Origin of the sequence: Lacrimispora indolis DSM 755, assembly GCF_000526995.1 — a bacterium.
GTDB lineage: Bacteria > Bacillota > Clostridia > Lachnospirales > Lachnospiraceae > Lacrimispora > Lacrimispora indolis.
The window spans coordinates 3,314,226-3,328,498 of sequence record NZ_AZUI01000001.1; the positions used below are offsets into that span (position 1 = coordinate 3,314,226).

The 14,273-nt window shown below is 46.9% G+C and carries 13 protein-coding genes; 9 read left to right on the plus strand and 4 right to left on the minus strand.

The genetic code is table 11. The features are described from left to right. The first annotated feature begins 41 nt into the window (after window positions 1-41). Window positions 42-1,400: a glycoside hydrolase family 18 protein gene (locus K401_RS0115850; RefSeq protein ID WP_166435276.1), complete on the plus strand. Its 1,359-nt coding sequence runs from the start codon at window positions 42-44 to the stop codon at window positions 1,398-1,400. 88 nt (window positions 1,401-1,488) lie between these two features. Here K401_RS0115850 and K401_RS0115855 read toward each other — a convergent pair whose 3' ends face one another. The 3 genes from K401_RS0115855 to K401_RS0115865 all read right to left on the minus strand — a co-directional run bounded on the left by K401_RS0115855 (window position 1,489) and on the right by K401_RS0115865 (window position 4,877). Continuing rightward, the gene (locus K401_RS0115855; RefSeq protein WP_024293862.1) at window positions 1,489-2,196 is read right to left on the minus strand and encodes a hypothetical protein; all 708 of its coding nucleotides are present in this window, start codon (window positions 2,194-2,196) and stop codon (window positions 1,489-1,491) included. Next, window positions 2,183-3,724 carry a DUF1538 domain-containing protein gene (locus tag K401_RS0115860; protein WP_024293863.1) on the minus strand — a complete coding sequence of 514 codons (1,542 nt, stop codon included), beginning with the start codon at window positions 3,722-3,724 and terminating at the stop codon, window positions 2,183-2,185. The genes K401_RS0115855 and K401_RS0115860 overlap by 14 nt, the downstream gene beginning before the upstream one ends. Window positions 3,725-3,902: 178 nt before the next feature. Next, window positions 3,903-4,877, minus strand: a complete 975-nt coding sequence (locus K401_RS0115865; protein ID WP_024293864.1) for a substrate-binding domain-containing protein — start codon at window positions 4,875-4,877, stop codon at window positions 3,903-3,905. 276 nt (window positions 4,878-5,153) lie between these two features. Between K401_RS0115865 and modA the strand changes: the two genes are divergently transcribed. The 4 genes from modA (at window position 5,154) to K401_RS0115890 (ending at window position 8,271) form a co-directional block, all read left to right on the plus strand. Further along, window positions 5,154-6,050, plus strand: coding sequence for a molybdate ABC transporter substrate-binding protein (modA, locus tag K401_RS0115870; protein WP_024293865.1), 897 nt, complete (start codon window positions 5,154-5,156; stop codon window positions 6,048-6,050). A 29-nt stretch (window positions 6,051-6,079) separates the two neighbouring features. After that, window positions 6,080-6,778: a molybdate ABC transporter permease subunit gene (modB, locus tag K401_RS0115875; RefSeq protein ID WP_024293866.1), complete on the plus strand. Its 699-nt coding sequence runs from the start codon at window positions 6,080-6,082 to the stop codon at window positions 6,776-6,778. A 1-nt stretch (window position 6,779) separates the two neighbouring features. Beyond that, window positions 6,780-7,832, plus strand: a complete 1,053-nt coding sequence (locus K401_RS0115880) for a sulfate/molybdate ABC transporter ATP-binding protein (protein WP_024293867.1) — start codon at window positions 6,780-6,782, stop codon at window positions 7,830-7,832. A 229-nt stretch (window positions 7,833-8,061) separates the two neighbouring features. Further along, on the plus strand, window positions 8,062-8,271 hold the full coding sequence (locus K401_RS0115890) for a TOBE domain-containing protein (RefSeq protein ID WP_024293869.1): 210 nt from the start codon (window positions 8,062-8,064) through the stop codon (window positions 8,269-8,271). Between the two features lie 86 nt (window positions 8,272-8,357). Here the strand turns inward: K401_RS0115890 and K401_RS0115895 are convergent, their stop codons facing one another. Next, window positions 8,358-9,908 carry a putative polysaccharide biosynthesis protein gene (locus K401_RS0115895; protein WP_024293870.1) on the minus strand — a complete coding sequence of 517 codons (1,551 nt, stop codon included), beginning with the start codon at window positions 9,906-9,908 and terminating at the stop codon, window positions 8,358-8,360. A 167-nt stretch (window positions 9,909-10,075) separates the two neighbouring features. On the opposite strand from K401_RS0115895, the gene nifS reads away from it, so the two are divergent. From nifS to K401_RS0115920, 4 genes are all read left to right on the plus strand, one after another. Beyond that, complete coding sequence (gene nifS / locus K401_RS0115905; RefSeq protein ID WP_024293871.1) at window positions 10,076-11,260, plus strand: cysteine desulfurase NifS; 1,185 nt, start codon at window positions 10,076-10,078, stop codon at window positions 11,258-11,260. Between the two features lie 68 nt (window positions 11,261-11,328). Further along, window positions 11,329-11,766, plus strand: a complete 438-nt coding sequence (nifU, locus tag K401_RS0115910) for a Fe-S cluster assembly scaffold protein NifU (protein ID WP_024293872.1) — start codon at window positions 11,329-11,331, stop codon at window positions 11,764-11,766. Between the two features lie 154 nt (window positions 11,767-11,920). Further along, window positions 11,921-13,000, plus strand: a complete 1,080-nt coding sequence (mnmA, locus tag K401_RS0115915; protein WP_024293873.1) for a tRNA 2-thiouridine(34) synthase MnmA — start codon at window positions 11,921-11,923, stop codon at window positions 12,998-13,000. After that, on the plus strand, window positions 12,997-14,136 hold the full coding sequence (locus tag K401_RS0115920) for an N-acetylmuramoyl-L-alanine amidase family protein (RefSeq protein WP_024293874.1): 1,140 nt from the start codon (window positions 12,997-12,999) through the stop codon (window positions 14,134-14,136). Before mnmA ends, K401_RS0115920 begins: the two co-directional genes overlap by 4 nt. Window positions 14,137-14,273: the final 137 nt, after the last annotated feature.

The following is a 14,273-nucleotide window of genomic DNA, read 5'->3' on the forward strand; positions in this document are numbered from 1 at the left end:
AATAAAAGAGAGAAAAGGATCACGTAATGAAAAAAAGTACTATGAAGAAAACATTTCTGTTTGTTTCTGTTTTTATGTTGATCATCCTGGGATGTCTTTTAAGCAGAGATGCATTTACAGAAAAGTCTGGCAAGGATTTCCTGGCAGAATCCCAAAGCCCGGCAGCAGCCAGCATTGCAGACACTGCAGTTCCCCTTTCCCCCAGCCCCATTCCGGATAATTCTGAAACGGCTGCTCTTGTTTCCGCAGAATCGTCTGCATCGCCTGAAGCACTTGCAGCGGAATCATCAGCCCTGCCGGTCGCAGAGCTGTCAGCCTTGTCTGTCACGGAGCCATCTCCCCGGCAGACAGGCAAATTAGTCGGATATTATGCAGCATGGGCTGCTTACTATAATTACTATCCAAACCAGATAGATGCCGGAAAGCTGACCCATATTAATTATGCCTTTGCAAACATCGGCGCTGACTTAAGGGTTACGCTTGGATATCCTGAAGTGGATCCTGACAATATAAAGCTTTTAAATTCTTTAAAACAGACCAATCCGGATTTAAAAACCTTGATTTCCGTTGGAGGCTGGAACTGGTCCGGGAAATTCTCAGATGCGGCTCTGACAGAGGAGTCCAGGACCGTATTTGCGGACAGCTGTGTTGATTTCATTATAAAATACGGATTTGACGGAGTTGACTTAGACTGGGAATATCCGGTCAGCGGAGGTTTGGCGGAAAACGCAAGGCGTGGGGAAGATAAGCAGAATTTCACCCTGCTTCTTAAAAAGATACGTGAAAAGCTGGATGCACGAGGGGCTGCTAACAATAAGCATTACTTACTGACCATTGCAGGGGGAGCGGACCGCTCTTACATAGACAATGTGGAGCTGTCAAAGCTGGCCCAGTATCTGGATTATGCAAATGTCATGACCTACGATCTCCATGGCTACTGGGATTCCCACACGGATCTTCTGGCTCCTTTATATGACAACGACGATCCTTCCCCCCAGTATAAAATAAGTGTGGATAAGGGGATCACTGCCTGGCTGAATGCTTCTTTTCCGGCAGAAAAGCTGGTAATGGGGATTCCGCTTTATGGATACTTATATTCTTCTGTAAATGATTCAAACAAAGGATTATACCAGCCGTTTGGAGGTTCGAGTTCCATCGGATATCAGGATATTAAGGATAACTACTTAAATAAAGCAGGCTATACCAGACATCTCCATTCTCAGTCAAAGGTTCCCTGGCTGTTTAACGGTACGATCTTTATCAGCTATGAAGATCCAGAGTCCATAGGTTATAAATCTGATTATATCAAATCGAAAAACTTAGGCGGCGCTATGGTCTGGGAACTGAGCCAGGATCCGAAGGGAGAGCTTCTTGGCGCCCTGTATCGCGGCTTAAGATAGCAGAAAACAGGCGGAAGCTTCCTGTCCCATGAAGGGAATACGAAACTGCCGCCTGTTTTGGTTATGGACCGGTCCATAGAGCATTCACTCACTTTACAAGAGTGCTTAGTCCGGCCACTTCATCTACTGGAAGAGAAAATGCGATGGCATGTTCCCCTGTTTCCTTCATCACTGTTTCACAAATGGATTTAAGGACCGCCTGTTTATCCGCAAGGGGAACCAGAATGAGAAGGATTTCCTTTTCATTGGAAAGGGTCAGGCCAAAAAGCTTTTTGGAATCATCCGTACTAACCTCTCTGGCTTTGACCAGAGTTCCGCCCTTGCAGCCGGCATTTCTGGCAGCTTCCATGATGGGAGCGGAAAGATCGGTATTGATAACAGCAGCAATTAGTTCGTATCTGATCGTATCTGACATAGAGCGATCCTCCTTGAGATAATCTGTGACAGGGGGCGTATCCCCTTTTGACAGGTTAGCTTCTAATATACTGGAAGCTGCGGCGCTGATTCCCGACAGGGAAATAGTAAATACGATGCCGTAACCTGGTTTTCCAAGCTCTAATATTTCATGAAGAGCAGATAATAAGCGTTTGGTAGCCGCTTCCTCCACGATTCCGATGACCAGATCTTTTTCCGGTTCATCTAACCCCAGGCAGTCCTTGATGGCAGAGCTTGCGGTTCCATGTCCTCTGGTGATGAGAAGCAGTTCCTGATGGTGTTCTTTAAAAACGGAAGCTGCTTTTTCACCCTTTCCCCGGTCTACGATTACCGTAATCCAGTTTACTTTACGATTGGAAATCATCAGCCTCCTCCTTTCCTAATTCGATGAATTCAAGCTCCATATTAAGGAGCGGTGTACTTGCCGGTACATTGGCCTTTTTAGTCTTGTAGCGATAGGAGACACCGATGAGCTGTATGATGATGAGAGGCGTCATGGCGACCATGGCTACGATGCCAAAGGCATCAGTTACGATATTCCCTCCTAAAGCCTCGCAGGCTCCCATGGCAAAGGGAAGCAGGAAGGTGGCAGTCATAGGGCCGGAAGCAACGCCGCCGGAGTCAAAGGCAATGGATGTAAAAATCGGCGGGACCACAAAGGATAAACCAAGGGCAAGTGCATAGCCGGGAAGCAGGAGAGCCAGAAGGGGAAGACCTGTCATGACTCTTATGACGGATAATCCAAGGGAAATGGCCATGCCGATGGATAATCCGGTCATCATGGTCTTTTCCGAAATAGAGCCTCCCGTTATGTCTTCAACCTGCTTATTTAAGACCTGTACGGCCGGCTCTGCCTTTACAATGAAGAAACCGATAAGCATGCCGATGGGAACCATGACCCAGTTATAGGGAAGGGATGCAAGCTGCTGACCCAGATAATTGCCGGCAGGCATAAAGCCAACATTGACGCCGGTGAGGAAAAGCGTCAGTCCGATGTAGGAGTAAATGAGCCCAACCATAATTTTGATCAGCTGTCTTTTCCTTAGCTTCAAAAAGAAGAGCTGAAATATGAGGAAGAACAGCAAAATAGGAAAGAGGGCCAAAAAGACTTCCCAGGCATAGTGAGGAAGTTCATGCTGAAAGGCCAGCCAAAGGTCCTGAGAATTATTTATGGAGGGAATCACCATGGGCTCATAATCAGCTGCAGAAGATCCATAGGCAAGGCCCAGAATCATAACAGAAAGAATGGGTCCCACGGAACATAGGGCGACCAGGCCGAAGCTGTCGCTGTCCTGGTTTTTCCCTCTGCCGATAGAGGAGAGGCCGACACCAAGAGCCATGATAAAGGGCACCGTAATGGGGCCTGTTGTAACGCCGCCGGAGTCAAAGGCAACAGCCAGAAATTCTTTGGGAACAAAGGCGGATGTAACAAAGAGTACGGCATAGCAGATCATAAGGATATGGGATAAGCTCCAGCCAAATAAGGTCCTTAGAAATGCGATTGCAAGGAACAGTCCGACTCCTGCGGCCACAGAAAGGATCAGGACCATGTCAGGAACGGCCGGCGTCTGCCCCGCCAGGACCTGAAGATCCGGTTCCGCTATGGTAATGATAAAACCAATGATAAAACAGGCAAAAACAATGAGCGGCAGCTTTTTTGATTTTGCCAGTTGGGCACCCGCTTTTTCTCCGATGATCATCATGGACATATCCACACCCAGTGTAAAAAAGCCCATTCCAACGATTAAAAGGGTTGCCCCTACCAGAAACAGCATCAGTGGGTCAAGAGGCATGGGAGTGATTGTTATGCACAAGATCAACACGATACATGTAACGGGCAGGACAGATGATAAAGATTCAACAATTTTTTCTTTTAATTTTTGGTTCAAATAGATACCTCCTGTTGTCCGTTTTTTATGATAGGGATTCTTAAGAATAATTATCTGCACAGAATTGTGCATGAGCCTGCAGACTCTATTAGCTCTAAATTAGTTTAACACACAAATAGTTGCGAATGCAACTAAAATTTTGCCGAATATTTATTAATGGGGGAAAATGTCGTTTCATTCAGCCGTCCACAAAGGTGCATTTCCCTGTGTTTTCGATCTTGTAGCCCTTAAAAGGAAGAAGGCCGTTCTTAAATTCCTGGGAGTTTACCGTGTCGGCAATGCTTTGAAAGGCCGGATGGTTCATGGCCGCCCTGGAGAAGACTAAGTCCATGGAGGCAGCAGACAAAGGAATAAAATCCAGCTGGGGATATGCAGCTAAGTGGGACACATCACCAATGCCCGCATCAGCATCTCCCGATGCGACCGCGTTTGCGGCTGACATGTGGGAGAGGCATTCTTTCTGATATCCCGAAATAGAAGTCTTTACAATGTTTTGGGCTGAGAGGCTGGAGTCCATGTAAATCCTGTACCCGTTTCCCTTCTCCCTGTTTATAAAACGGACATCAGGGCGGCATAGATCCTTTAAGGCCCGCAGCTTCTTTGGATTCCCTTTTTTCACGTAAAGGCCTGCCTGAAGACTGCAGATATGAAGGATTACGACTTCCTTTCCAGGCAGAAGATTTTGGATCTGACTGATTTCCTGCCCTTCCCGGCCGGTGCAGAAGGCGGTGAGGGCCATATGAGTTTTTTCATAATAAAGAGAATACAGGCTGTTATAATCATTCATATAGGAATGCAGGATAGGAAGGCTGTCAGGGTGAAGGCTGAGCTGGCTTCGGAGCAGCTCCGCCACCCTGGATTCCTGGCTGCTTATGATCAGGCCGCTGGTATTAAGAAGGTAATCCATCTGCCGGATCGCGGCATCAGCTGTAAACTGTGGAATATCCATGATCCGGGGAAGAGGCTCTTCCGTCTGGAAAGAGCTGCCGTTCTTTGGAGTCTTTAAATATTCATCCAGCTGATCCTGGCTGATCCGTATTTGTTTGCCGACCTTTGCAGCCTTTAATTCTCCCCGTTTGATCAGTTCATATACGGTCGATTTTTTGATTTTAAGCTGGTCGGCAACTTCCTGGGTAGTATATATTTTTTCCATACGGTTTCCTCTTTGCTTCCTGTGGTTTTTATCATTTATAAATAGTTATAGCATATTTTAATCCATTGTCAATGAAAGGCTTTAAGAGCTGTCTGTCATATGGAGGCTAAAAGCTTAAAGTCCGATGTTATTATAAAGATAGATTGGCATTGACATTCGATTAAATATCATCTAAAATGAATTGGGAATTACCAAACGGAACAAAACCGAATAAAACCCAATTAAAATGAATAACAATATAGATTGTTGTTCAAATGGAAACCAGGAGGAAGTATTATGAAACGAGGAAAGAAATTACTTGCGGTTATGATGGCGGCAATGTTTGCTGCCGGTGCGGTTGTGGGGTGCGGCTCAGGCGGTTCAACCGCTGCAACGCAGGCGACAACTGCGAAAGAGGAGACCAGCAAGGCAGAGGAAACTACGGCAGCAGCGGAAACGACTACGGCTGAAGCAAAGGCAGAGAACGTGGACCTTTACGTGTTTATTGCCGCCAGCTTAAAAAACACAATGGAAAAGATCAAAGAAACCTATGAAAAAGATCATCCAAATGTTAATATTATTTATAATGCAGACAGCTCCGGAACCCTTCAGAAACAGATCGAAGAGGGCGCTCAGTGCGATGTGTTCTTCTCTGCAGCAACCAAGCAGATGGATGCGTTAAAGGAAGGCGGATATGTAGTAGAAGGTTCCGTTACCGATCTGCTTGAAAATAAGATCGTTCTGATCAAGCCAACAGGCGGAAAAACTGAGGTAACCGGTTTTGACAATATCACAAAAGCATCAAGCCTTGCTCTTGCAGGAGAGGATGTACCTGTAGGCCAGTATGCAAGAAAACTGTTCACCAACTTAGGAAATCTTGATCAGGTTATGAAAATGGAAATCAATGAAGGCGCCAATGTTACCGCTGTTTTAACAGCTGTTGCAGAAGGAAGCAATGAAGTAGGCGTTGTTTACGCAACCGATGCAGCTTCCATGGCAGACAAGGTTGAAATTATCGCAGAAGCAGATCAGACCATGATCGATCCTGCTGTTTATCCGGTAGGCTTAATCATTGACAAGGAGGCATCAGAGGAACAGGCAAAGGCAGCAGCTGACTTTAAAGAGTATCTGGTTAGCGATGAAGGCGTTATGAAGATGTTTACGGATGCCGGATTTGCAAAACCTGCAAAATAAATCATACACATAAAAGGGGGTGAAAATCTATGCTGGATCTTATGAAAACAATAGATTGGAGTCCCCTTTTTATTTCCCTTAAAACGGGGATTCTGGCAACTGTGCTGACCTTTTTTCTGGGGATAGCCGCCGCAAGGCTGATCATGAGGCTGAATAATACGGCAAAATCCATTGTGGATGGGATATTGACCCTGCCCTTGGTCCTCCCGCCCACTGTGGCCGGATTCTTTCTTCTCTTGATCTTCAGCCTCCGCAGGCCCTTCGGTAAATTCCTTTTTGAGGAATTTAATATAAAGATGGTGCAGACATGGCCTGGGTGTGTCATAGCTGCCTTTGTTATCGCTTTTCCTTTAATGTACCGGAATGCAAGGGCGGCCTTTGAGCAGGTGGATGTTGACATGATCCATGCGGGAAGAACTCTGGGGATGTCGGAAGGGAAGATTTTCTGGAAGATCATCGTTCCCATATCGGCGCCTGGACTGGCTTCGGGAACCGTGCTGGCTTTTGCAAGAGCCATCGGGGAATATGGAGCCACCACCATGCTGGCAGGAAATATTTTAGGAAAGACCAGAACGGTTTCCGTTGCAATCGCTTCCGAGGTGGCGGCAGGAAACTGGGATACGGCCGGGTTCTGGGTATGCGTCATCGTTATTTTGTCATTTTTTATAGTTGCGGTTATCAATTATATATCCGGAAAAAATATGAAACATGTGAACAGGTGGATTTGATATGGCATTACAGGTAAACATACGAAAAAAGTTTTCAGGATTTGAATTAAAAGTGGAATTTGAGGCCGAGGGCGGCTGCATGGGGATTTTGGGAGCCTCCGGCTGCGGAAAGACCATGACCTTAAAATGCGTGGCAGGAATCGAAAAGCCGGATCAGGGCCGGATCGTTTTAAACGGAAAAGTGCTCTTTGATTCGGAAAAGGGGATCAATCTGCCTGCAAGGGAACGCCGTGTGGGCTACCTGTTTCAAAATTATGCCCTGTTTCCTACCATGACCGTAGAAGAAAACTTAAAGATTGTGATTCCGGGAAAGAAAAAGGATAAGCTGCCCCTTGTTGCGGAACAGTTAAGGCGTTTTCAGCTGGAAGGGCTGGAAAAAAGGTATCCTTCCCAGCTTTCAGGGGGCCAGCAGCAGAGAGTGGCGCTTGCCCGCATGCTTTTGTACAGTCCTGACATCATCATGCTGGATGAGCCGTTTTCCGCATTGGATGGCTTTCTAAAGGACACGCTTCAGATGGAGATGCTGGAAGTGATCAGGGACTATACCGGTGATGTGCTTATGGTATCCCATTCCAGAGATGAGATCTATAAATTTTGTGACCGCATGATCCTCCTTTCAGAGGGAAATACTATATTAAAAGGCTGTACAAAGGACATTTTCCGAAGGCCGGAAAGAATGGAGGCAGCAAAGCTGACCGGCTGCAAGAATATTTCCTCCATAGAAAAAATCAGTGATTATGAGCTTTTTGCCTGCGACTGGAAGATCAGGCTTAAGACAGAGGAGAAAATCGGAGACTCTGTCCGGTATGTAGGAATCCGGGGACATAACCTGATCCCTGCCTTAGGACCGGAAGAGGAAAATGCCATGGGCATTGAATTGGCCGGGTTTGCCGATACTCCCTTTCAAAGGCAGTACCTGCTGAGGAACATAAATGATAAGACCTCTATAAAGATCTGGTGGATTCAGGATAAAATTGATTTTGAAGAAGGAGCCGTTCAGAACATTCCTTCATTTATCCGGTTCCCAAAGGAAGATCTCCTGCTTTTATTATAGTTTTTTGTATTTCCAGGAATTGGTTGACAATGAAAAAGGAAATGTTTACAATAAATTTATAAAAAGCAGTATAATCTTCCGGTTTATAATCCATAATTACTGCTAGATATTTCCACTTTCCTGTCCGTGCCTTTTTGGCAGGGGCCGCCCGCTTTATCGGGCATCGGGCGTAAAGGTATGCCAAAAGGGTGTTTCTAAAGGCAGGTTTGGATGAGAGGAGACATATCAGATGAAGCTCAGCGCAAGAAACCAGTTTAAAGGAAAAGTTATAGGAATTGAAACTGGCGCGGTAAACGCTATCGTAACCATTGACATCGGCGGAGGCAACATCGTTTCTGCTACGGTTTCCATGGCAGCGGTAAAGGACTTAAAGCTGGAAGTGGGAAAGGATGCATATGCCATCATTAAAGCCACTTCTGTAATGGTTGGAATCGACTAAAAGAGGATTTATAAAAAACGGACTTACAACAGTCCGTTTTTTACTTTCATTATGTAGACCATAAAAATTCACCTGTCGGAAATAATTCAGTGATCCCCGGTTTTCTCTCCTTTCATGATATGGGCGCCAAGAAGAAGCACCAGATAGAATATGCTTAATATAGCGATATGGAAAGCCGTTTTTATGAATAAAGACATCCCCTGGAACGGATCTGCCAGGGAAAATACCGCAAAGTAAATCCCAATGGCGAGCACCATGAGAGCTGCCGGTTTTACGATCATATCCCATGCGTTCCAAACAAAGTCCACCTTCTTCCGAAGGGTCAGCACATGCATCATGGCCAGAAGCAGCTCGCTGGCCAGGGTTCCCACCAAATAGGCTAAGATCCCGAACCTGGGGATCCCAAAAAGGACAAATCCCAGACGGATCAGCAAAGCGATGGCATTCTGGATAAATGTGACTGAGGTTTTTCCAAGGCCGTTTAAAATGCTTCCCATGGTGGTTACCAGATAGATGAAGGGGCAAAGCCAGGCCAAAATGGTCATATAGGTTCCGGCAGTATTGTCCTTAAATACGCTGACGCCTAAGTCATCTCCGAACAGGGTGAATATGCCGATGCAGAGGATTCCTACGTACAGACAGTAACGCAGTGACATGGAAATGGCATCTCCGATCCTCCGCTCATTTCCCTCTGACTGGGCCTCGGCCACCGTTGGAAGTAAAAGCACTGCCAGGGAATTAAATATGGTGGAAGGGAACAGAATAAAGGGCAGGGCCATTCCTGTTAATACGCCGTATACGGAAAATGCTGCTGAATCGGAAAGTCCGGACATCTGCAGTCTGCTTGGAATTAAAATGGCTTCCGCGCTTGCAAGGATGTTTAAAACCAGGCGGTTCCCCATAAGAGGCAGGGCCAGTTGCATAAGCCCGGGAGCGGTATCCCGAAAGGAAGAAGAAACCAATGTAATGCCTGGGGGCATTTTGGGCGAAAAGAAACGGTATGCCATAACAGTAAAAAGAGATGAAGCAATTTCCCCTATGAGATGGCCCATGACTGCAAGCTGGACGGTGATTTTGATCCCGGATTCGATCATGATATCTGCAATGAGGAATACGGCTCCGATTCTTATTGTCTGTTCGATCACCTGGGCAAATGCCGGGACATGGGGCCGCTGCATACCATAATAATATCCATTGATGCAGGCGTGAATGGCCGAACAGGGAACGGATACTGCGAGAAAGAGAAGAAGGGGAGCGCAGCGGGGTTCCATCAGGACATTGGCTGCCAGGAAGTCCTTAAACCGAATGATGGCATATGCCAGGATTATGGAAATTGCCACTGATATAACGAGGCCGGTTCGGAAAATGGAACGGCCTTTTCTCACATTAGCTGCCACGGACTGGGATATTGCGGTCTGAATAGAACCGGCGCACAGGGCAAAGCAGATGCCGAACACCGGATGGATCAAGTTAAAGATTCCAAGTCCTTCTGCGCCAATGGTCCGTGAGAGAAAAATCCGGTAAACAAAGCCCAGGAGCCGGGTAACCAGTCCGGCAGAAGTCAATAGAAGGGTACCGGTGAGAAGCGCATATTTTCTTGGCGAAAGTTTTTGGGGAAATTTCAGAGAGTCATTCATGGAATCTCCTGAAAAAGAGAATTATTATAATATATGGAATGGGCTTCTTCTTCATGACATATTCATAATGAGAATCATTCCTATTGAAATTCTAGGAAATGTGTGTATAATAATAATTGTAGATGAAGCTTTTAACTTTAGGACTACAGAAAGGCGGAACTAACAATATGAAACAGCTGATTTATCTTGACAATGCAGCGACTACCAAAACCCGGCCAGAGGTCGTGGAAGCCATGCTGCCTTATTTTACGGAGTATTATGGAAATCCCTCCTCCGTATACGAGTTTTCCGGCATCTCAAAGAAGGCCGTGGCAGGAGCCAGAGAGACCATTGCAAACGCTCTGGGCGCCAAGACCAACGAGATCTATTTTACAGCAGGCGGTTCAGAAGCCGACAACTGGGCACTGATTGCAACTGCGGAGGCTTATGCTTCAAAAGGAAAACACATTATCACCAGCAAAATCGAACACCACGCTGTGCTTCACACCTGTGAGTATTTGGAGAAGCAGGGCTTTGAGGTGACCTATTTAAATGTGGATGAAAATGGGGTCATAAAACTGGAAGAGCTTAAAAAAGCCATCCGTCCTGATACCATCCTCATTTCCATCATGTTTGCCAATAATGAAATAGGAACCATAGAACCGGTCAGGGAAATCGGAGAAATAGCAAAAGAACACGGAATACTGTTCCACACGGATGCGGTCCAGTCATTTGGCCATGTGCCCATCAATGTGGATGATTATCATATCGATATGCTCAGTGCCAGCGGCCATAAGATCAACGGTCCCAAGGGCATTGGCTTCCTCTATATCAGAAGCGGCATCAAATCCCGTTCCTTCATTCACGGAGGCGGACAGGAAAGAAAACGCCGTGCCGGTACGGAGAATGTGCCGGGAATCGTAGGCTTTGGAAAGGCTGTGGAGCTTGCGGTGGCAGGCATGGAAGAGAGAGCGAAAAAGGAATGTGAGCTTCGTAATTATCTCATGGACCGGGTCATGGCGGAGGTTCCTTATACAAGAATTAACGGGCACAGGAAAAACAGGCTGTCCAACAATGCGAATTTTGCGTTCCAGTTCATTGAGGGAGAATCTCTGCTCATCATGCTGGATATGAAGGGCATCTGCGGCTCCAGCGGTTCTGCCTGTACTTCAGGCTCCCTGGATCCATCCCATGTGCTTCTTGCCATTGGACTGCCTCATGAGATCGCTCATGGATCTCTTCGTCTGACTTTAGATGAAGAAAATACAAAGGAAGAGATGGACTATGTTGTGGAATCCATTAAAGAAATCGTGGAAAAACTGCGCAGCATGTCCCCGCTTTATGAGGATTATATCAAGCATCAGAGGAAATAATCCGAAGCACCGCTGACGGCGGCCGGCAACAAAGTGGGAGTATTACCTAGAAATGGAGAAAATAGATTATGTATACAGAAAAAGTAATGGATCATTTTGAGCATCCAAGAAATGTGGGGGAAATTGATAACCCCAGCGGTATGGGTACCGTAGGAAATGCCAAGTGCGGCGATATTATGAGAATTTATCTGGATATAGATGAAAATCAGATCATCCGTGATGTGAAATTTAAAACCTTTGGCTGCGGAGCCGCAGTTGCAACCAGCAGCATGGCTACCGAGATGGTAAAGGGAAAGTCCGTTCAGGAGGCAATGGCTGTGACCAATCAGGCTGTCTGTGAGGCACTTGACGGATTACCGCCTGTAAAGGTGCACTGTTCACTTCTGGCAGAGGAAGCCATCCACGCTGCTCTGTGGGACTATGCAAAGAAAAACGGAATCGAGATTGATGGCTTGAAGAAACCAAAGTCTGATATCGGCGAGGAAGAAGTGGTAGAAGAATATTAGAATTCCGGGCTTTTGCTTACCCGGAAGAAAGAATGGAAACACCCTTGCGGGTATACCTTTATGCCCAAAAAGCGTGGGCTGGAAAGTGGAAACACCCTTGCGGGTATACCTTCATGCCCAAAAAGCGTGGGCTGGAAAGTGGAAATGTGAGTCTATGAGTAAAGCGAAAGTAGTAGTAGGAATGTCGGGAGGCGTGGATTCTTCTGTGGCGGCGTGGCTGCTTAAGGAACAAGGCTATGACGTCATAGGCGTCACCATGCAGATATGGCAGGATGAGGATACCGGGACCCAGGAAGAAAACGGAGGCTGCTGCGGGTTAAGTGCCGTGGACGATGCCAGGCGGGTGGCCTGGGACCTTGGGATTCCTTACTATGTCATGAACTTTAAAGAAGAATTCAAATCCCAGGTCATTGATTATTTTGTAGGAGAATACCAGAAGGGGCGCACGCCCAATCCGTGCATTGCCTGCAACCGTTATGTCAAGTGGGAGTCACTTTTAAAGCGCAGCCTGGATATAGGAGCAGATTATATTGCAACAGGCCATTATGCCCAGATCGGTAAGCTCCCCAATGGAAGATATGCGTTAAAGAAATCCGTGACAGCGGCAAAGGACCAGACGTATGCCCTTTACAATTTAACACAGAATCAGTTGTCCCATACCCTGATGCCGGTGGGAGCCTATTCCAAGGACCAGATCCGTGAGATCGCGGACAGGATCAACTTAATGGTTGCCCATAAGCCGGACAGCCAGGAGATCTGCTTTATTCCTGATAATGATTATGCGGGATTTATTGAAGAGAACGCAGGGGAAAAAGCGCCGGAGGGGAACTTTGTGGACCTTTCCGGTCAGGTCATTGGACGGCATAAGGGAATCACCCATTATACTGTTGGCCAGAGAAAGGGACTGAATCTGTCCATGGGCAGACCGGTCTTCGTAGTGGAGATACGGCCCGAGACAAATGAAGTGGTGATCGGGACAGGCGATGACGTGTATTCTGATACTCTGCGGGCCAATCACATCAACTGGATGGCTGTCTCCGGTCTTCAAGGAGAAAGCATGAGGGTTTCTGCAAAGATCCGCTACAGCCATAAGGGAGCCATGTGCACCATACGGGAAGCAGAGGATGGTGCGGTGGAATGCAGGTTTGATGAACCCCAGCGGGCTATCACTCCTGGACAGGCTGTGGTATTTTATGATGGAGATTATGTTGTCGGAGGAGGAACCATACTGTGACGAATTTAAGAAAACAAAATGGGTGGCTGTTATTGGCCTCAGTCCTTCTTTGTGCATTTGTGCTGGCAGGCTGTGCCAGGAAATATGAAACGGTAAAAGTGCCTGCCCTGGAAGAAGCCCAGGGTGGTCTGGGCCAGGAGGAAGGGGAGGAAACCGCCCCTGTATCCATTGCAGAGGACAAAACCGGGGAGGCTCCCGACGGAAAGCCGGCGGAGACAAGTTCCCATGAAGCTGCGGTGACGATGGAGACTGCTCCGACCTTTGCGGCAGCCGATGAGACGGTTTACGTTACCGGCTCCCAGGTGAATTTAAGAAAATCTCCTTCTGCCCAGGGAGAGATCCTAGGAAAGCTTGAAAAAGGAGTTTCCTTAAAAAGAACCGGATACAGTGACAGCTGGAGCCGGGTGATTTACCAGGATAAGGAGTGCTATATTTCCTCTCAGTACGTGTCAAAGGATAAGCCGGTACAGGAGACAACGGCTGCCGCGCCTGCTGTTTCCGGAAACGGAACTGGCAAGCTCATTGCCATTGATGCAGGCCATCAGGCAAAGGGCAATTCCGAAAAGGAACCCATTGGGCCTGGCGCTTCTGAAATGAAGGCAAAAGTGGCTTCCGGAACCCAGGGAACGGCAACCGGCATTCCGGAATACCAGCTGACCCTTGCAGTTTCCTTAAAGTTAAAGCAGGAGCTTATCAACAGAGGGTATCAGGTCTATATGATCCGGGAAACCCATGATGTGAACATCAGCAATGCAGAACGGGCCCAGATGGCGGATAAAAGCGGAGCGGACATATTCATCCGGGTTCATGCCAACTCCTTAAATGACAGCAGTATCCAGGGGGCGCTTACCATGTGCCAGACCTCTAAAAATCCTTATAATGGAAACCTATACAGTAAAAGTCTCTCTCTTTCCCAAGCTGTTGTAAACGGGATCTGCAGCCAGACCGGGTTTAAGAACCGGGGGGTTCAGGAAACGGATTCCATGAGCGGCATCAACTGGTGCAATATACCGGTGACCATCGTGGAAATGGGATTCATGAGCAATGCAGAAGAAGATAAGAAGATGGCAACCGAAGAATACCGGGACAAGATCGCAAAAGGGATTGCCGACGGAATTGATGCATATTATAAATAAGATTATATAAGAAAAGAACAGCTGTTTTGGGTCGGCCTTCCTTTAGAAAGGGATATGGTTCAAAGAGGCTGTTCTTTTTTGTATTTGCCTGGCCAGGCATAAATGAAGAAGAAAGGGCATACATTTTCCTGAAATGC